This window comes from Paraburkholderia solisilvae (assembly GCF_902859875.1).
GTDB classification, from domain to species: domain Bacteria; phylum Pseudomonadota; class Gammaproteobacteria; order Burkholderiales; family Burkholderiaceae; genus Paraburkholderia; species Paraburkholderia solisilvae.
The window spans coordinates 14,604-31,975 of the sequence record NZ_CADIKF010000073.1 but is presented as its reverse complement, the minus strand read 5'-3'; the positions used below and the strand labels follow the sequence as shown (position 1 = coordinate 31,975).

Below are 17,372 nucleotides of genomic sequence, written 5' to 3'. Positions count from 1 at the left end.
CACTATTTCGACGATACGAAGCGCTATGTCGAAGCGGCCGAGATGAACCCCGAACAACGCTTCAAGATCTACGAAGGCAACGCGCGGCGCGTGTACCCGCGCCTGCATGCCACTCTTCTCGCACAAGGACGCTGAACATGTACGAACTTGGAGTCGTTTACCGCAATATCGCGCGCACGGACAGCCGCATCGCCGACGGCCTCGGCGCGCTCGGCAGCGCAACGGTGCATGAAGCGATGGGCCGCGTCGGCCTGATGAAGCCGTACATGCGTCCGATCTATACCGGCGCGCACGCATGGGGGCCGGCTGTCACCGTGCTGCTGCATCCCGGCGACAACTGGATGCTGCACGTCGCGGCCGAACAGATTCAGCCGGGAGATATGGTGGTGGCCGCGATTACGGCCGACTGCACCGACGGTTACTTCGGCGATCTGCTCGCGACCAGCTTCAAGGCGCGCGGCGCACGCGGCCTGATTATCGACGGCGGCGTACGCGACGTGACCGTGCTCAAAGAAATGGATTTTCCGGTGTGGAGCAAGGCGATTTCGGCTAAAGGCACGATCAAGGCGACGCTCGGCTCGGTCAACATTCCGGTTGTTTGCGCCGGCACGCTGGTGGCGCCGGGCGATGTGATCGTGGCCGACCAGGATGGCGTCGTGGCCGTGCCCTTTGCGAAGGCCGCGGAAACGCTGCAAAACGCGAGCGCACGGGAAGCGAACGAAGAGCAGAAACGCGCGAAACTCGCGTCGGGCGTGCTCGGCCTCGACATGTATCAGATGCGCGAGCCGCTCAAGGCGCTGGGATTGCGCTATATCGACTAGATAGGCCGTCACGACACACGCCGAATATGACCGCAAGACTCGGAGTGTAGGCTGCGCGCCGGATCGGTAGACTATGCTTTCAAAGCGTAAAGTCTGACTAACCATCCGGGAGAGCGCAGCATGGATATCGCACAGCACGCGGCGCAGCGCGTCACGCAGTCGCCGGCCCACATGATGGCCGATCGCGCCGCATCGCTCGACTGGCAACGCGTCGAAAGCGAACTCGACCAATTCGGCTGCGCGACGGTTGCCGGACTCGTCACACGTAGCGAGTGCGACGAGCTCGTCCGTCTCTATGCCAGAGAAGATCTCTTCCGTTCGCGCATCGTGATGGCGCGGCACGGTTTCGGGCGCGGCGAATACCAATACTTTGCCTATCCGCTGCCGGACATTATCGAAGGGCTGCGTACGGCGCTTTACCCTCACCTCGTTACCGTCGCGAATCGCTGGAATGCGGCAATGCGGATGGACATCCGCTATCCGCCGACGCACCGCGACTTTATCAAACGCTGCCACGGCGCCGGACAAACCCGACCGACACCGCTCATTCTCCAGTACCAGGCAGGCGACTATAACTGCCTGCATCAGGACCTCTATGGGGAACATGTATTTCCGATTCAGGTCGCGATTCTGTTGTCCGAACCAGGAAAAGACTTCACCGGCGGTGAATTCGTGATGACGGAGCAGCGTCCGCGCATGCAGTCGCGCGCCGAGGTCGTTCCGTTGCGCAAGGGGGACGCCGTCGTGTTCACGGTGAACAGCCGGCCGGTGCAGGGCACGCGGGGCGTCTATCGGGTCAACTTACGCCATGGCGTAAGCAGGCTGCGCTCGGGACACCGGCACACGCTCGGGTTGATCTTCCATGACGCGCAGTGACGTCACGGCGCGTCATGCCAGGTATGGCTGATTCACTGCTCCGTCATGCGGTCGCAATGCACATGCGCACCTGGACGGGTGGCAGCCTTGCGGTGCTCTGCACATATCGACAGGTTGCACCAGCGGCGTCGATGGGATTTTGTTCTGTCGTAGAACCATAGCGGGCAGTCCGGCGAATCGCACCGGCGCACGAGCGAGAAATCGCCGCGCGCCAACAGTTCGGCCGCCGCAATCGCTATGGGCACCAGCACCTGCGTCGGCGTTTCCGCAGCAAACCGGCATTTCGTTTTCAGGTTGCCGTCGCTGTCTTCGAACAAGTAAATCTGATAGCTGCCCGCCGTTATCACACGGTTCAGGAGTGCCGTTTCTACCGGAACATTCAACTTTCGTTGCAAAATCAATTGGCGCAAATGCTCTCTGAGTTGGCGCGCCTCACCCGCTAGCCCGCGATAGTGGCCGCTCTCTCGCATTTCGACGAGATCCAGCAGCCCTGCTCGTTCGAGCCATTCAATGACATCCTCATCACGTTGAAAACAGTCCACGAGTCGGCCGTTGTGCGGCACAACCGTATTCAGGAATTCCAGCACCCCATCCTGGGCGCGCGCTGATGCCAACGGCGAAGCCACTGAACCCTCCACAAAGTGAACCGAGACTGTAACTGTTAACATATTGATTGACAAGTTACGATCAGCATGCGGACGGCTCCAACTAACCGGCTTATTTAGCATGGTTACGCGATTCGTCACGGCTGGGAGCGTCAAGTCCGCCAGGCACGTATGAGGCTATGCTCATATCTCGCCGGGCTTCGACAATGTGATTCGATTATCGGGTCGCGAGAGGTCGAAAAGGCGATCGCATCGCCTCGTGAACACAACGAACAGACAGGTGGAAAACAACTGCGGCCTGCGCCGACGGAAGAGCTTGCATGCCAGTGGTGGATGACCGAACACCGGCATACGTGAACCAATAGCCCACTATGTCAGTTCGACGAAGCCGTGGTTTCGGCCACTGCTTCCAGCACGATATCGATCACCGCTTGCGGCGCGGTCAATGACGGCGTGTGGTCGACGCTGTGCGAGCGAACCGACGCATGCATCCGCTCTGCCATGAAACGCTGCGTCTCAGGGTTGATCATCCGGTCTTCCCCGGCGACCAGATACCAGCTGCGCGTCGACTTCCACGCGGGTTCCCCGGCTGCCTGCTTGATGCACTCCACCGATATCGGCCGCTGTACCGCCGCACTCACCGCCTTTTCCTCAGCCGTCGCATTCTGAGCAAACGCGTTGTCGAAACCCGACGCCGGCATCCAGATATAGCCTCTTTCATCCGGGCCGATCTCCGGTGCATCAGGATGCCTGTTACCCCGGTAGAACACATCGGCCACCGTTTCACCGCGATCCGGCGCGAGAGCCGCGATAAACACCAACGCCTTCACCTTCTCGCTTCCGATGCCACCGATCACCGCACCGGCATACGCGTGTCCCACGAGTACGACCGAACCGGGGACCCGATCGACAATCGACGCCACCGCTTCGATGTCGTCGTTCAGCCGTGTTAGCGGAATCGGTGCGCACACCACGTTCAACCCGGCGTTCTGCAGCGGCACAATCACCTTGCTCCAGCTCGAACCATCCGCCCATGCGCCATGCACGAGCACCACCGTTACGCCTTTCGCGCGCGAATCCATCAAGCTTCCCCCTAACCGTGTCGTTCAATAAAATCGAAGCCGTCATTGGCTGATTGCGCCTAGTTGTCTCAGCAGCGTCAGATTGTCTTCCAGGTGCCAGTTCTCGACGATCCGACCGTCTTTCACACGGTAAAGGTCGAACGCCTGAAAATCGATCGTCTGGCCGGTTCCGCGGATGTCCTTGAACTGCCCTGTGAAATGCCCCTTGAAATGCAGGTGAAGCATCGCGCGATCGCCGACCACGGTCATATCGTCGACTTCAGAAGTGAGATCGGGAACCGCGGCCCGGAAGTTCCTTGAAGCCTGCAACGCGCCGTCGAGTCCCGGCGCTCGCCCGGCCGGCAAGGTTCGGTCGACGAAATCACTCGCGAGCGCCTCTCTCGCATAGGCCTCGTTCCCGCTGTTCCAGAACGATGCATAGCGCAGCGAGGCAAGCTCGACGGATTTCGTCCGCGCCGACCCGTCGGCCACTGTCAGATGATGCGGTACAGGCAGCGCTTCCTCCGACGCATACGCAGCGCTAACTACGCCGCTTACGCCAATCGTCGCCGCAAGCATCGGTAGCCCGAGCCGCGCAATCGCTGTCTCGACTCGTTTCATCCTTTGTCCCCCTCACTGACGTTCGCCCAAGACTCGCACACTGGGCGCAGACACATCCGCCATTCGACCGTTCACAACGGTGCCAGCTCACACTCCATTCCGGCACCGACACACTTACAGGCCCTTCACCTCTCCACCATCCATGCGCAACGCTGCACCGGTCAGCCATTCGGCCGCCGGAGATAAAATAAAAGCCATCAGTTCCGCAATGTCTTCCGGCTTGCCATATCGCGTGATGCCCGCCTGATCCGGAAACTTTTCCAGCGCCTCTTCCACCGTCATCTGATGGGCGGCCGCGTACTTCTCCATATACGAGCGGCGGCGATCCGTCAGGACCGCTCCCGGCAGCACGCTGTTCACGCGGACGCCGTCACCTATGCCGCGGTCGGCAAACGCTTTAGCCATCGCGACGATTGCCGCGTTCACCGTCGCAACCGCCGCGAAGCCCGACTTCGGTGCCTGAGCCGAATTGCCGGACGTGAAGATCACCGAACCGCGTGTGGCCTTGAGCGAATCCCATGCGCGAATCGCCAGCCTTCTCGCACCATGCAGCTTCAGTGCAAAGCCATCGTCCCATTGCTCGTCGGTCATGTCGAGGATGTCAATCTGCGGCACCGCACCCGCGATGTTCACCACCGCGTCGATGCGCCCGAACTTTTCCAAAGTCATTTCGACAACCGTCCCCGCAGCATCGGGTTCGCGCAGATCGACACAGACGTCGAGCGATTCGGCACCCGCCGCGCTTACGTCCTTAGCCGTTGTCTTCAGCTTTTCCGCGTCGCGCGCAGCGATCGCTACGCCGCCAAAGCTTTGTGCGAGCCGGATTGCGGTTGCACGGCCGATGCCACGGCTGGCGCCAGTTACGATCGCAATTTTCCGTTCCATTTTCAAATCACCTCCATGAGTCTGATTGAATGCGTCGATACGACAAGCATCCCTTTCAATTCGTATGCCTTAGTATGTAAATGTCACGAACATCCGATTGCAACCATCAAGAGGGTCCTTCTATCGTCCCACCTGATACGCGCGTCGTTTAAATCAGTATCGGCGAATCCGTTGACGGATGCCATCAGTCCGGCTTCATAGCTGCTATGAATGAAGCGCCATTTTCGACGCGCTTTCACGGGCAATTTCGAGCATCAGTGAAGTCATCGCCGACAACGGCCGGCCGCGGCGCGTCACGCCGACAATCCAGCGGCGCATCAGTGGATGGTCGATCTTCACACGTGTCAGCTGATATTCCTGAAGAAGCTTCTGCGGGATCAAAACCGGCAGAATGCACTGCCCGTTGGTCATCGACACCAGTTTCAGCATCGCGTCCACGGTCTCGACCTCTGCTGCCACTTTCGCGTCGAACTCTTTTGTATGCAGTATTTTGCGCAGCGCATAGTCCGCGGGGAACGCGACCAGCGCAGGACACTCTTCGCGCAGGTCGACACCGGAACGCGACGCAAATTGCGAATTCTCGTGCACGACGAGACACATTTCGTCCTCGAACAGCGGCGTGATGTCCAACTGATCGGACGCAACCGCCGAGTCGTACACAAAACCAATCTCCGCCCTACCGCTTTCCACCAGATCGACCACACCCGGGGAACTGCGTCCCAGTAGTGCAAGGCTTGCACCCGGCCTCTGCGCCATGAATCTGGCAGCGACCTCGGCCATGAAGTAGTAACTGAGCGTATGGATGGTCGCCACGTGAATGCTGCCATCCGTCACACCATGCTCGTTACGCAGTTGAAGAATTGTGTTGTCCACCAGCGGGTACGCAGCGCTTGCCACTTCGAGCAGCTTCTTTCCCGCCTCGGTCAATTCGACTCCGCGCCCATGCCTGACAAAAAGAGGTTGCCCGATGAATTCCTCGAGACTGGCAAGGTGACGGCTCAACCCCGATTGGGTGAGCGACAGTGCGTCCGCCGCCGCGGAAAGCGATTTACGCGCCGCTATTTCCATGAAGAGTCTGGCCTGATAGTCAACGTTGGTCTTCATCATATTTCCGGGCAATTGAATAACCGAGCTGACATCCACGCCGCTCTACCAACCACTGTTCCCCGAAATAGTTGCACAAATCAATGTAACTTGTCAAATTGATACTTACCGGTTACAACGGTGGGCACCCAACGGATGAAACGATGACATGCTGCAGCGGCGATACAGCGTGTACGCCGCCCGCGGACATCAGGCCGTCAAATTCGATTCAATGAAGTTGCGCACGGCAGACCCGCACACCTCAAGGAAATATGGCTTCTAGTGCGAAGTGTCCCGTGTCGGGCATCCAGACCACGGCACCGGCGGCGTCGAGACGATAAGCTTCAGCACGGGGCAGAATGAAGGAGGGATCATGCTTCCGCACATCGCGAGCGGCGGCGGCTGGCCGGCTCGAATCCCGGTGGCCGACGGACCACCGGCTTGATCACACCAGCGTCGCCAGTTCGACAAGCGACCGATGTTCGCTGTGCAAGCGCGCAAACTCATACTCACGCGCCGCACCACTTCGATTGATACGCGCCACCCTGAAGCCGAACGACGATGCACCGGCGAGATCCCAGCTGTTACTGGACACGAAGACCACCTCGTTCGGCTTCACATTCAGCGTGTCGCACGCGTATTGATAGACGCGCGGATCCGGCTTGTAGATCTTCAGTTCGTCAACCGTCAAGACATCATCGATCAATTCCAGCAATCCGCCTGCTTCCAGTGCGGCTCGTACCATGGGGTTCGTCCCATTCGACAGAACTGAAATTCTGACCTCCGAATCTTTCAATCTGGTGAGCGCTTCCCGCGCGTCTGGATGAGCGTCGAGCACGAAATACGACTTGAGCAGGCGCTCTTTCAATGACTTGTCCTGGTCAAGCTTGAACGTGCGCAACGCAAACGACAGCGCTTCTTCAGTCAGCGTCCAGAAATCCGCGTAGCGACCCATCAGCATGCGTGTCCAGCTGTACTCGAGCTGGCGCGAGCGCCACATCGCGGCGACCGCCTCCCCCGTGTCTCCAAAGGAAGACATGTTTCGTTTGACCGCTGCGTTGACGTCCAGCAGCGTTCCGTATGCGTCGAATACAAAGGCTCGAATATCGTCCGACATTTTCCGCTCCGATGTGAGGTGCCAGGAGCGATCCATATTAACCGGTTGATGTGGTTTTTCACAACGTCATGTGATCGTGGCCCGCGGCCCTCGATGTTGGCTCGCGAGCGGCCATGCTTCGTTCGACTGCGCATGCATTCGCGGCTTTTTCCTTGCAGTCGTCCTTACATTTAATCGAATGGGTAAAGACAGAATTTCATTCTCACCGAGACTCAAACCGCCTTTGACATCAACTTAGGGAAATGTTTGTTATCCCAAGTGTTATGTATTCATCGCTCTCGCAAACCTATAGTTGAGCGGTTCACAAAACCCACTTTATCAACCGGAGATTCTCAATGAACATCATCAGGTCAATTGTTGCCGCGTCGTTACTTGCGGCGGGAATTTCTTTCGCTCAGGCGCAGGAACCGCCGTCGAATGACCAGACGGTCCATTCGCAAGCAGACGTCACCCGGAACACGCAGGGTGACCAGAGGCGAGACAACAACAACCCGTCGAACTATCCATCTGGATTCAACACTGGACCGACGAAGGCCAACGTTAGAGGCTGCGTTGGACCGGTAAGCTACTGCAATATCTATTTCGGTAGCTAAGCTCGATGTTGCCTGCGCAAATGGATGTGCAAAGACCTTGCGATCTTTCTGGAAGAACCGCGCTGTAGAGGTGCGAGTTTGTCCGGCCATGTGCCGGCGGACAATTTCCCCGCGAAATCGAATGGATGGGTCAGGCCGGCAGTGCTCGCGAAGGTCAATGCGCGCGCCGGGTCCCGTCGTGCTTTCGCTTGAAAGCATGAACTTTCGCGCGGCTGCCGCAACGTTGCATCGAGCACCAGCGTCGCTGTCCGCTCGGAGACGTATCGACGAACAGCATCCGGCAATCGGGCTGGTCGCATGTCTTGACGCGCGCGCGTAACGGTCCGGTTATCAGATCGATTGCATCTCGCGCAATGTTGGAAACCGCGGTTGCCAAAGGGTCGTCGGAAACCACCAAAACCTCGCCGGTCGCGCTGTCCAGTTGCGGCGTTCCTAGCGGATAGCGCGCAGCACCATTGACGATGCTCACCGCGCGCTCAGGAAATTTTCCGTGCATCGATGCAGTGACCAGTTGCCAGATCGCCTCGCGCAATTCCAGCAAGCGGGCTTCATCGGCTCTGGAGAGCACAGGCGCCACGGCAAAGAGTCCTGCTGCCTTCAGCCATCTACCGCCGGCGCCCGTGGACGCCAGCACATCGTTGGGCTTCGATGCGCGCCGCCGGACCGTCGCCGCGAGATCGAGCGAAAGTCTGCCGGAATTAAAGCGGAATTCCGCCTCGATCGATTTTTTTATCACCATACGTTTGATGCCCTTCCCAATGCCGCGCCGCAATGCAACCAGTTTATCCGGTTACACCGGCTTGCATTCCGCCGAATGCCGGATACGCCTATTGAAGCGCCTTGACCCTTCACACTGTGCTTAATAGTATGTACCCACCGTTAGCATCGACACCCATCAGGAGACGCGTAGCAATGGGCCGGCGCGAAGACATCATCGAAGCAACGAAGGATCTGCTCTGGGAAAAGGGTTATGAGGCAACGAGCCCGCGCGACATCCAGATGAAGAGCCATGCGGGGCAAGGCAGCTTTTACCACCACTTTCCGAGCAAACAGGCGCTGGCGCGCGCGGCGATCGTCGAAATTGTAGACGAGCGGATATCTGATTTCGAAACCGCGATGGCACGTGACGGACGGTTCAAAGACCGGTTGCTGACGTACGTCGAACAAAACACACGGCCTTTATCGGGTTGCCGCGTAGGCCGCCTCGTTTGGGATTCCGCGATTCAGGACGAAGCCTTGCGGCTTCCGTTGTCGCGCTATTTCGATCATCTGGAAACGCGCATTCAAACGATCCTCAAGGGCGAAGCGGCGGCGAATCGGGTTCGCTTGACGATGCCGGCGGCACAGATCGCGCTGATGATCATAACCGCCGTCCAGGGCAGCTTTGCGGTCAGCCGGGCAATGAACCGGTCACGCGCGGAGGATACTCGCGCCGCTCTCTTCGCATGTCTCGATCTCGCTATCGTGGAGTGCGGCGTTCAGCGGGCGGCCTAAGCACATCCTCGCGATCAGACCTGAGATACCCGCCACGCAAGCGGCGCTTCCCGCAGGTATTGTCAGCGTTCGAAGGACAGCAGAGCTGTCACACATTACAAAACACCGGGTGCCGCAACGCAAGCTCGCCAAGCCTGATTCGCAACTTGTCAAAAGCGCATTTTAATGGTTACAATCGGCTCCCTGGATACTGGAGAAGACCGATGCTCGCCCCTTCCCAAGCGTTTTTGCAACTTGCCGACGACCGCGCGCTCGATTTCGTCAACACGGTCACACGTACTGAAAGCGGTTTATACGAGTATCTGCAAACCGATAGTGACGTCGTAGCGTGGTTGCAAACAATGGGGTTTCTGGACGCAAAAGAGCAGCCGGCTTTCAGGAAAGGGGCGCTCGTAGGCGCGGCGCGTCACCTGCGCGATACGATCAAAAAGCTTATCCTGCAGAAGAAGGACGGAAAGCGTGTGGATGTCGCCGCGCTCAACTCGTTCTTGAGCCATGCGCGCTACCACGTCAATCTCGTTCGGAAAGCGCATGGCGAACTCGACGTCGTTCACGAGTACGAGCGTTCCTCGCCCGAACAGCTTTTATCGCCAGTCGCACAGGCCGCCGCCGAGTTGCTCGCAGCCGGCGACTTCGAACTGGTGAGGAAGTGCGAGTCAGACGACTGCGTGTTGTGGTTTTACGATCGAACCAAAGCCCATCGGCGCCGCTGGTGCAGCATGGCGTCGTGCGGCAACCGTCACAAGGTGGCAAGCTTTCGCGCGCGCCAGAAGCAGGCCGCGGGTGATTGAGCAAAAGCGGCCCCGCTCCTGCTCTACGCCTGCATGGCGAACATACCGTCAGCGCCTGCTGAATGTCCGCGCATGTGAACGACGCGCGCTCCTGGCGACTGCGCTTCGCCCGTGTCGCGCCTATAACCGGTCAACCTGCCTGCACCAGTAGTCGAACGTACCCTTTACGATCGATTTTTTCAGCAGGTAATCGTGTGCTTCGGCCGCAAGTTCGCCGGACACCGGAGTCACCGTACCCAATGCGCTTGCACGAACCTGCATCCGTGCCGCACGTTCAAGGTAGACGGACAGGTATGCTGCTTCCTCCACATAAGCGCCAGCGGTGAGTTGTCCGTGGTGAGCCAATAGAATGGCCCGCTTGTTTCCCAACGCCTTCGAGATAACCACGCCCTCCTGGTCGGCAATCGGCACGCCTGGCCACTCCGCGAGAAACGCGCAATCGTTGTGCAATGGCGTCATGTCCATCTGCGAAATCACCAGAGGCTGGCGCGCGGCCATCAGCGCCGACACATACGGCGAATGCGTATGAATGATCGAATGGCAATCCGGACGCGCGTCGTACACCCATAAATGAAAACGCGTCGCGGGATTTGCCATCCCCTGTCCGCTTATCGTATTGAGATCGGCGTCCACCTCGATGAAGTCCTCCTCCGTTGCTTCATCGAAGCCCAGCCCGAACCTGAGCGTCCAGTAGCAGCCACGCTTATCGGATCTCGCCGTGATCTGCCCGGCCAGACCGGCTTCGTGCCCCGTCATCGCCAGAATCCGGCATGCGTACGCGAGCGTTTGACGCTGAGTGCGCTCGTTGCGCGGTAGATGCTCACGCATTTCGCGCGTCGCGCGGTCGTCGAAATACTGCTTTTCTCGAAGTTGCATACTCATCTCCATTTCATTCGAGGCTGTCTCACGTGCAAGAGAATCGACAGTCGCGCCGCTTCGATTGCCTTACCGATGCTACGGGAACAGTTCGATTCAGGAAGTATCCGCGAGGGGCTCTGCTTGAGCCATGACCTCTTCTTCATAGCAGCTATGCAGCACCGCATCGGACCAAGCCCGATTCGTCCGTCAGGTATTGCCATTCGAGCGCATCGCTCCCATACCGGGCGGCGTCCCTTGCAAAAAGTATCGTTGACTCGCTCACACTGTACCTACTACTATGTAGACGCTCTATCCTCGCTCGTTGAATTTGTTTCGATAGGAATTCTATCTATTTCAACAAGCGCACCGCCAACCATCTGGCTGACATCAATCCGATCACACACACAATTCCATCGGCTTGTCGGATGCTTCAAAAATCGAAATGGGTATGAAGAACATCGATTACCAACTCCGCCAGTTCGTCAAGGTTGCCAGGCATAAGTCGCTATCTGATGCGGCTGTCGATCTCAACGTCACGCAATCGGCATTGAGCAAACAACTGCGCGAGATCGAACTCGCGGTAGGCCATCGGGTCTTCCGCCGTCATGGCCGCGGCATTGAACTAACCGAGCAAGGACACCTGCTATGGCGTTCGGTACAGGCGGCCTATAAGATCGTGGACACGACCGTGAGCCAGATCAAGGCAATGCGCAGCGGGACCGCCGGAACATTGAAGGTCGCGACGTTGTGCGGCCGGTCTCACAGCGTCGCGTACGAACTTGCCGTGACGGTCTTCGGCAAACGCCCAGACATTGACCTGACGATGATGGAATGCTCCGCAATGGATGTATGCAGGCTGGTCGAGGCGGGTATTGTCGACGTCGGCTTTGTGGAGCACACCGCGGCAATACCCGACACGCTCGAGATTCGCGGCATCATTGGAGGCGGATATCATCTATCCGATATCGACGGACGCACCGATGCGTCGGATGCAATCAGGGTTGGCGAACGACAGGTGACTGGCATTGCCGGTGTATTGTGCACCAAGGACAATAGTGCCAAGTATGAAATTGTCCCGCATGGACAGGCGCGCGCTTCAATCAATTGCACGCCGGCTATTGCCCGGCCCGCTGTTGAATCGTTCTCGCACCCGTGCAGCGAGCATTCGGAAAGTCATGGCCGCCAGCTTGTAGCCATTGCGCGGAAAACAGAACAAAACAGATAACCGAATACCCGCCTAGTCAATCCTGCTCATACGCTGCGCAGAAATATTTCCCCACTGCTACGCATTCCTTCATACGAAGCTGCGCAAGCGTTTTTCAATTCTCACCTCTTCGCACGCGTAGTGACAACGTACACTCCATTGAGTAGACTTCATGCCATTCGCATGTTTCACTCAATCTGTAACCGGTTAAATTGTTCTGTAACCGCAAAAGTTGCGTATTAAAATCAACATTGCGGGACGAACAGGCGCGTCTAATGTTCCACCCCTTGTTTGCTTCGAGTACAGCACCCATGAGCGAAACGGCCAGTGACCGTTCGGTAACGAACGAGAACAGCGGAATGGTCTATGTGATCGACGATGACCCATCCATATGTGCGGCGATTCAATCGTTGTTTCGTTCGGTCGACATCAACGCGAAAACCTATCTGGATGCGGCAGACTTCCTGGCAACCGAGATACCCGACACTCCATCGTGCCTCCTGCTGGATGTCCGCCTGAGAGGTGCAAGCGGTTTCGTCGTGCACGGCGCCATGCGTGAGCGTCAAGTGCATATTCCGATCATTTTCATGACGGCGCACGGTGACGTCGCAATGTCGGTGAAAGCGATGAAAGCCGGTGCGTTTGATTTCCTCACCAAACCGGTTCGCGATCAGGAACTGCTCGATGTCGTCGCGGAGGCACTCAAGGTCGACGGCAAGCGCCTGCGTTACGAGCGCGCATTGACCGCACTCAGACACCGGTACGACTCGCTGACACCGAGGCAACGCGAAGTGATGGCTTTAGTGGTCAACGGCTTGATGAACAAACAGATCGCCTCCCGGATGTGCCTGAGCGAGATTACCGTCAAGATCTACCGAAGGGAAGCGATGAAGAAGATGGGGGCGACGACCGTGGCGGACCTCGTCAGAAAGGCGGTCCGACTCGGTGTGCAAGCATTTCTGGAGGACGATCCGATACACCATTCCCCATTGCCCAGCGAGTCGGTCATTTGACCGTCCCTCTGCGAAGTCGATGCACGCGGCCAGGGTGCACTGCTGACGGTGAGCCGTTTGCCGCGAAGCCTGAAGCACACGGCAGTATGTTTGGTAAAACGGCTTGCCTAAGCATGCCCGGCCGATACTCCTTCATCCAGTTGCCAAGCCCGCGTTGCAGGACACGCAGGACGTAGATACGCTGCCCTCTCGGCAACTTCCGGTGATCCGCAGGTGCTCCGTGACCGGCGTACATCAACGCTGAGCGCATCGCCGACGCCTCGCGAAACGAGATGATGCACAATTCCTGAGGCGGCCCGGCATCAAGGATGCCGAGCTCCATCAACGTTCCGGAAAGATGATTCTCAGGAGAGGCTCATGATCCAGAAGTCTGCATACCCCGTGACGCGCCACCAAACCCTGACCGTAGACGGCATAAAAATTTTCTACCGCGAGGCCGGTCCGAAGGACGGTCCGACCGTCTTGCTGCTGCACGGCTTCCCGACGTCGTCACACATGTTTCGCAACCTGATCCCGTACCTGGCGGACCGCTATCACGTGATTGCGCCCGACTATCCCGGCTACGGCCAGAGCGAGGCGCCCGACGCCAGATCGTTTTCGTACACCTTCGAGAAGTTTGGTCAACTGGTAGACGGCTTGCTTCACCAGTTGGGCGTACAACGTTATGCGATGTACGTGATGGACTACGGCGCCCCCGTCGGCTGGCAACTGGCGCTGAAGCATCCTGATGCCATCAGCGGACTGATCGTCCAGAACGGCAACGCCTACGATGAGGGGTTGAAGGAGTTCTGGGATCCTATCAAGATCTACTGGGCCGACGGTAAGAAAGAGAGTCGCGACAAACTTCTGAATCTGGTCACGCTGGAGACCACCATTTTCCAATATACGGATGGTGTATCCGACAGGACGCGCATTTCGCCTGACAACTGGACTCACGACCAACCCTTGTTGGACCGTCCGGGCAATGCCGATATCCAGATGGATGTCATGTACGACTATCGAAACAACTTGCCGCTGTACCCCAAAGTGCAGGCCTGGCTCCGGGACAAACAGCCGCCGACGCTAATCGTCTGGGGCAAGAACGACTTCATTTTTCCCGAACCCGGCGCCCATCCTTATAAACGTGATCTGAAGGACCTTGAATTCCACCTTCTCGACACCGGACACTTCGTGCTCGAGGACAAAGCTGACGAGGTCTTCCCGCTCATCCACGACTTCCTGGACCGCAAGGTAGCGCACGCCTAGCGCAACAGTTCATCCGGTAAGGGGCCGCATCAGAAAACGGATATTGCCGGTTAAAGCGCGTGACGGCCCCTCTGGTTCAGACTCCCGGCTGCCTCGCGACGAAGATATCTGTTCATCTGGGCCCCTCATAAAGCTGTCGCCGGCTATCCGCGCAACACAGACCATGCATTGACTTAAAGTCACACTACGCGCAAACGTCAACGCCTGGTTCAGGAAATCTCACGGAGCCTTTCACCATGACACGGTGCACTTTGCGACCCGGCACGCCGGGCATTCATTGGCCGCCGCTCACCCCGCCCCTCCGTCCCCCATCGAATCTCACAGGCAGAAAACGCGTGACGTCTGGCAGAAATCGCGTACATGCCGGCATTGTTGACGCACCCTCGCCCGACCATACTCATTGCAAAGGCAGGTACGTTCATTTCTCCGGTTCACGCACCTGCTCGGTCCACCATTAGCCGATGTGATGGAGACAGACATGTACCAATCCGACGTGACACAATTCATCAATTCGCTGAAGACGAAAAACCCAAGACTCGAAGAGGAACAACGCAAAGGGCGTGCATTGCCGTGGGACAAGCGGCCAGCCGATCCCGACGAGCAAAGCACGATTCGTCAATCTCGGGTCGCACAACCGCCTTACCCGTACTTCATGACGGTCTGATCCAGCAGCCCGAGAAGACCGCAGTTGCAGTTCATATCGTGCGGCGTGTGCCAAAGCAGTTGATACGGTCTATCCCCTGCGCAAGATCTCTTTCCTGTTCGCACTGTCGCTTCATTTATCTCACGCGACATTCTCGCCTTCGCGCTGAAGGTCTATACCGAGGAGGGCAACCGGGATCTGGTCGGCGCGACAGGGCACGGCGCCGCCGCGCCCGTTCCCGCCGCGGCGGCGCGTCAGACCGTGCACCGCCCCGCCGCTTCATCGGTCGATGTCAGCCGTGCTTGTGCGATGGATCGTTACACGTGTGGCCGCCATGCCGATCGTCGACCCACGCATTGCCGAGAATGATGCTGCAGAAATTCAGCCGGCGGAATTTCGGATCTTTTAGCGCGAGCACATCATCGTTGACCGTGCCGAAAGTCGAATCGGGACGATGCTTCATGCCTTCGTTAAACGCATCGATGATCTGTTCCTTGAAGTTCAGCGCACGCGGATGCGCGGACACGACCTGCTGACGCTGCTCTTCGGTGAATTCATCATAGGCGAAACCCAGCACGTCCATCTCGACGCCTGCCGTCACCAACTGCACGACCGGCTTCTTGAACGGCGGAATGCCCGGCGTCGTATGCAGCGAAATCGCGTCCCAGACAATCTCCACATCCTGTTCGCTGATACCATGCTGGCGCAGAAAGTCAGCCGCGGCGTTCGCGCTGTCCACCTCGAAGCGGTTTTGCGATGCGCGATACTTCTGCGTGATCCCCATATCGTGGAACATTCCGCCGATATAGAGCAATTCCGGATCGTACTTGAGCTTCTTGCGCTCACCCGTTAGCGCACCGAACAGAAACACGCGCGTCGAGTGGTGAAACAGCAGATCGGATTCGGTATCGCGCACCAGCTCCGTTGCTTCCCGCGCCATCTTGCTATCGGGAATCTTGATGCCTGCAATTGCATTGGCCATTGCGTTACTCCTTTTTTTGAAGAGCCTGCGTTGAGTCCTTCATGAATGGCTGCGTCGGGCGACGCCGCGCCACGTTGAATTGTCCGCTCACGCACGCACTCTGTTTTTTTCAGTTCGCACTACGGCTAGTCTAAATGCAATGGTTTTTTCCCGATTCCGGCGTGGGCCACCGTGTGCCTGCGGATGGCTCGATTCATACGTTTCTCTTCCGGCAGACCAACGCATCGCCTGGCAGCAAACGAAGTGCGTTTGTCATCGCGCATCGGCGTGTTTTCATTGAAGACAGCGTATGCGGGTGCAACACTGTGAGCAGATGCGAAAGCTGAGGAGGTTCACGATGTTCGAAGTTCAAAATCTCGCGCCAGACACCGATACACGGTCGCCTGATACGGCCGTGCTGCTGATCAATCTCGGCACGCCCGATACGCCGTCGCCGCGCGATGTGCGGCGCTACCTCGCCGAATTCCTGTCGGATCCGCGCGTGGTCGACATGCCCGCATGGTTGTGGCAACCCGTCCTGCGCGGTCTCGTCTTGCCATGGCGCAGTCATTCATCGGCGAAGAAGTATGAAGCGGTCTGGATGCCGGCCGGCTCGCCGCTGAGGGTGCATACGGAACAGCAGACGCGCGATCTGCAATCGTGGTTCGACGCGCGCGGCAAGCGCGTCATCGTCGAATATGCAATGCGTTATGGCAATCCGTCGATCGCCGCGGCGGTCACGCGGTTGCGCGCCAACGGCGCACGGCGCATTCTCGTGCTGCCGATGTACCCGCAGTATGCGGCGTCCACCACCGCTACCGCGTTCGACAAGGTCGCTGCTGCGCTGAGGAAAGTCCGCAATCAGCCGGCCATGCGCTTCGTGAATCACTATCATGCGGACGCACGCTATATCGAGGCGATGCGGCGCCACGTACAGCACTATTGGGACGTCCACGGGCGGCCGGACTTTGCGTCCGGCGACAAGGCGGTGTTCAGTTTTCACGGTTTGCCGTCTCGCTCGACGGAACTCGGCGACCCTTACTACAGCCAGTGTCTGCAGACCGGCGCGTTGCTGGCCACCGCGCTTGGGCTTGCGCCGGAGCATTTTCGCGTCACCTTCCAGTCGCAGTTCGGCTTCCAGAAGTGGACCGGACCCTCGACCGCCGAAACGCTTGCGGAGTTCGGCTCCGAACAGGTGTCGCGTGTGGACGTGTTCTGCCCTGGCTTTACCGCCGATTGCATCGAAACGATCGAAGAGATCGGCATGGAGGGACGCGACACTTTCCTCGCATTCGGCGGGAAGGAATTCCACCGCATCGACTGCCTGAACGAAGCTCCCGCGTTTATCGACATGCTCGGTGAGATCGCGCTCGAAAACATGGCCGGATGGTCTGCGCCAGCGCGCTGGCGCGGCGGCCGCTCAACCGAAGTGTTCGCGGCCGCTTAAGCGGAATGCGCCTGTTTGCGCGGCCTGTTGCGCGTTGCATTGCATTGCATTGCT

General features: G+C 58.3%; 19 protein-coding genes and 1 pseudogene. 11 read left to right on the top strand and 9 right to left on the bottom strand.

The annotated features are described in order from the left end of the window. The 3 genes and pseudogenes from HV675_RS32665 to HV675_RS29550 form a co-directional block, all read left to right on the top strand. A pseudogene (locus HV675_RS32665) lies at positions 1-135 on the top strand (amidohydrolase family protein); the annotation flags it as partial. A gap of 2 nt (positions 136-137) precedes the next feature. Then, complete coding sequence (gene ligK / locus HV675_RS29555) at positions 138-821, top strand: 4-carboxy-4-hydroxy-2-oxoadipate aldolase/oxaloacetate decarboxylase (protein ID WP_175115004.1); 684 nt, start codon at positions 138-140, stop codon at positions 819-821. A gap of 171 nt (positions 822-992) precedes the next feature. Next, a complete protein-coding gene (locus tag HV675_RS29550) occupies positions 993-1,697 on the top strand; it encodes a 2OG-Fe(II) oxygenase (RefSeq protein WP_246270625.1) in 705 nt (234 codons plus the stop codon). Between the two features lie 32 nt (positions 1,698-1,729). On the opposite strand, the gene HV675_RS29545 is transcribed toward HV675_RS29550, so the two are convergent. The 6 genes from HV675_RS29545 to HV675_RS29520 all read right to left on the bottom strand — a co-directional run bounded on the left by HV675_RS29545 (position 1,730) and on the right by HV675_RS29520 (position 7,069). Continuing rightward, positions 1,730-2,323 carry a CGNR zinc finger domain-containing protein gene (locus HV675_RS29545; RefSeq protein ID WP_175115002.1) on the bottom strand — a complete coding sequence of 198 codons (594 nt, stop codon included), beginning with the start codon at positions 2,321-2,323 and terminating at the stop codon, positions 1,730-1,732. 353 nt (positions 2,324-2,676) lie between these two features. Next, entirely contained in the window at positions 2,677-3,384 is a 708-nt protein-coding gene (locus HV675_RS29540; RefSeq protein WP_175115001.1) for an alpha/beta hydrolase, read from the bottom strand. Positions 3,385-3,426: 42 nt separating this feature from the next. Next, positions 3,427-3,942 carry an ester cyclase gene (locus HV675_RS29535; RefSeq protein ID WP_217478289.1) on the bottom strand — a complete coding sequence of 172 codons (516 nt, stop codon included), beginning with the start codon at positions 3,940-3,942 and terminating at the stop codon, positions 3,427-3,429. 156 nt (positions 3,943-4,098) lie between these two features. Further along, positions 4,099-4,869, bottom strand: coding sequence for an SDR family oxidoreductase (locus tag HV675_RS29530; protein ID WP_175114999.1), 771 nt, complete (start codon positions 4,867-4,869; stop codon positions 4,099-4,101). Positions 4,870-5,073: 204 nt separating this feature from the next. Continuing rightward, positions 5,074-5,973, bottom strand: a complete 900-nt coding sequence (locus HV675_RS29525; protein WP_175114998.1) for a LysR family transcriptional regulator — start codon at positions 5,971-5,973, stop codon at positions 5,074-5,076. Between the two features lie 424 nt (positions 5,974-6,397). Continuing rightward, on the bottom strand, positions 6,398-7,069 hold the full coding sequence (locus tag HV675_RS29520; protein ID WP_175114997.1) for a haloacid dehalogenase type II: 672 nt from the start codon (positions 7,067-7,069) through the stop codon (positions 6,398-6,400). 335 nt (positions 7,070-7,404) lie between these two features. On the opposite strand from HV675_RS29520, the gene HV675_RS29515 reads away from it, so the two are divergent. Then, positions 7,405-7,662, top strand: coding sequence for a hypothetical protein (locus HV675_RS29515; RefSeq protein ID WP_175114996.1), 258 nt, complete (start codon positions 7,405-7,407; stop codon positions 7,660-7,662). 154 nt (positions 7,663-7,816) lie between these two features. Here the strand turns inward: HV675_RS29515 and HV675_RS29510 are convergent, their stop codons facing one another. Continuing rightward, positions 7,817-8,401, bottom strand: a complete 585-nt coding sequence (locus HV675_RS29510; RefSeq protein ID WP_175114995.1) for a CGNR zinc finger domain-containing protein — start codon at positions 8,399-8,401, stop codon at positions 7,817-7,819. A gap of 173 nt (positions 8,402-8,574) precedes the next feature. On the opposite strand from HV675_RS29510, the gene HV675_RS29505 reads away from it, so the two are divergent. Together HV675_RS29505 and HV675_RS29500 are read left to right on the top strand one after the other, a co-directional pair. Then, positions 8,575-9,156, top strand: coding sequence for a TetR/AcrR family transcriptional regulator (locus tag HV675_RS29505; RefSeq protein ID WP_175114994.1), 582 nt, complete (start codon positions 8,575-8,577; stop codon positions 9,154-9,156). 146 nt (positions 9,157-9,302) lie between these two features. Continuing rightward, on the top strand, positions 9,303-9,947 hold the full coding sequence (locus tag HV675_RS29500) for a CGNR zinc finger domain-containing protein (protein WP_246270624.1): 645 nt from the start codon (positions 9,303-9,305) through the stop codon (positions 9,945-9,947). 120 nt (positions 9,948-10,067) lie between these two features. On the opposite strand, the gene HV675_RS29495 is transcribed toward HV675_RS29500, so the two are convergent. Then, on the bottom strand, positions 10,068-10,829 hold the full coding sequence (locus HV675_RS29495) for an aldolase (protein WP_175114993.1): 762 nt from the start codon (positions 10,827-10,829) through the stop codon (positions 10,068-10,070). A 424-nt stretch (positions 10,830-11,253) separates the two neighbouring features. Between HV675_RS29495 and HV675_RS29490 the strand changes: the two genes are divergently transcribed. The 4 genes from HV675_RS29490 (at position 11,254) to HV675_RS29475 (ending at position 14,931) form a co-directional block, all read left to right on the top strand. Continuing rightward, on the top strand, positions 11,254-12,030 hold the full coding sequence (locus HV675_RS29490; protein ID WP_175114992.1) for a LysR family transcriptional regulator: 777 nt from the start codon (positions 11,254-11,256) through the stop codon (positions 12,028-12,030). Between the two features lie 290 nt (positions 12,031-12,320). Continuing rightward, complete coding sequence (locus HV675_RS29485; protein WP_175114991.1) at positions 12,321-13,022, top strand: response regulator transcription factor; 702 nt, start codon at positions 12,321-12,323, stop codon at positions 13,020-13,022. A gap of 357 nt (positions 13,023-13,379) precedes the next feature. Then, positions 13,380-14,267, top strand: a complete 888-nt coding sequence (locus tag HV675_RS29480) for an alpha/beta fold hydrolase (protein WP_175114990.1) — start codon at positions 13,380-13,382, stop codon at positions 14,265-14,267. A gap of 478 nt (positions 14,268-14,745) precedes the next feature. Next, positions 14,746-14,931, top strand: a complete 186-nt coding sequence (locus tag HV675_RS29475) for a DUF3460 family protein (RefSeq protein ID WP_175114989.1) — start codon at positions 14,746-14,748, stop codon at positions 14,929-14,931. 271 nt (positions 14,932-15,202) lie between these two features. Here the strand turns inward: HV675_RS29475 and HV675_RS29470 are convergent, their stop codons facing one another. After that, on the bottom strand, positions 15,203-15,892 hold the full coding sequence (locus HV675_RS29470) for an HD domain-containing protein (RefSeq protein ID WP_175114988.1): 690 nt from the start codon (positions 15,890-15,892) through the stop codon (positions 15,203-15,205). Positions 15,893-16,229: 337 nt separating this feature from the next. Here HV675_RS29470 and hemH point away from each other — a divergent pair, with 337 nt between their 5' ends. Beyond that, positions 16,230-17,318, top strand: a complete 1,089-nt coding sequence (hemH, locus tag HV675_RS29465; protein WP_175114987.1) for a ferrochelatase — start codon at positions 16,230-16,232, stop codon at positions 17,316-17,318. Positions 17,319-17,372 lie beyond the last annotated feature (54 nt).

What these genes read in the sequence shown, in the direction of transcription:
- ligK (WP_175115004.1), top strand. Translation starts at nt 138, where the DNA reads ATGTACGAACTTGGAGTCGTTTACCGCAATATCGCGCGCACGGACAGC.
- HV675_RS29550 (WP_246270625.1), top strand. Translation starts at nt 993, where the DNA reads ATGATGGCCGATCGCGCCGCATCGCTCGACTGGCAACGCGTCGAAAGC.
- HV675_RS29540 (WP_175115001.1), bottom strand. Translation starts at nt 3,384, where the DNA reads ATGGATTCGCGCGCGAAAGGCGTAACGGTGGTGCTCGTGCATGGCGCA.
- HV675_RS29535 (WP_217478289.1), bottom strand. Translation starts at nt 3,942, where the DNA reads ATGCTTGCGGCGACGATTGGCGTAAGCGGCGTAGTTAGCGCTGCGTAT.
- HV675_RS29530 (WP_175114999.1), bottom strand. Translation starts at nt 4,869, where the DNA reads ATGGAACGGAAAATTGCGATCGTAACTGGCGCCAGCCGTGGCATCGGC.
- HV675_RS29525 (WP_175114998.1), bottom strand. Translation starts at nt 5,973, where the DNA reads ATGAAGACCAACGTTGACTATCAGGCCAGACTCTTCATGGAAATAGCG.
- HV675_RS29520 (WP_175114997.1), bottom strand. Translation starts at nt 7,069, where the DNA reads ATGTCGGACGATATTCGAGCCTTTGTATTCGACGCATACGGAACGCTG.
- HV675_RS29515 (WP_175114996.1), top strand. Translation starts at nt 7,405, where the DNA reads ATGAACATCATCAGGTCAATTGTTGCCGCGTCGTTACTTGCGGCGGGA.
- HV675_RS29510 (WP_175114995.1), bottom strand. Translation starts at nt 8,401, where the DNA reads ATGGTGATAAAAAAATCGATCGAGGCGGAATTCCGCTTTAATTCCGGC.
- HV675_RS29505 (WP_175114994.1), top strand. Translation starts at nt 8,575, where the DNA reads ATGGGCCGGCGCGAAGACATCATCGAAGCAACGAAGGATCTGCTCTGG.
- HV675_RS29495 (WP_175114993.1), bottom strand. Translation starts at nt 10,829, where the DNA reads ATGAGTATGCAACTTCGAGAAAAGCAGTATTTCGACGACCGCGCGACG.
- HV675_RS29490 (WP_175114992.1), top strand. Translation starts at nt 11,254, where the DNA reads ATGAAGAACATCGATTACCAACTCCGCCAGTTCGTCAAGGTTGCCAGG.
- HV675_RS29485 (WP_175114991.1), top strand. Translation starts at nt 12,321, where the DNA reads ATGAGCGAAACGGCCAGTGACCGTTCGGTAACGAACGAGAACAGCGGA.
- HV675_RS29480 (WP_175114990.1), top strand. Translation starts at nt 13,380, where the DNA reads ATGATCCAGAAGTCTGCATACCCCGTGACGCGCCACCAAACCCTGACC.
- HV675_RS29475 (WP_175114989.1), top strand. Translation starts at nt 14,746, where the DNA reads ATGTACCAATCCGACGTGACACAATTCATCAATTCGCTGAAGACGAAA.
- HV675_RS29470 (WP_175114988.1), bottom strand. Translation starts at nt 15,892, where the DNA reads ATGGCCAATGCAATTGCAGGCATCAAGATTCCCGATAGCAAGATGGCG.
- hemH (WP_175114987.1), top strand. Translation starts at nt 16,230, where the DNA reads ATGTTCGAAGTTCAAAATCTCGCGCCAGACACCGATACACGGTCGCCT.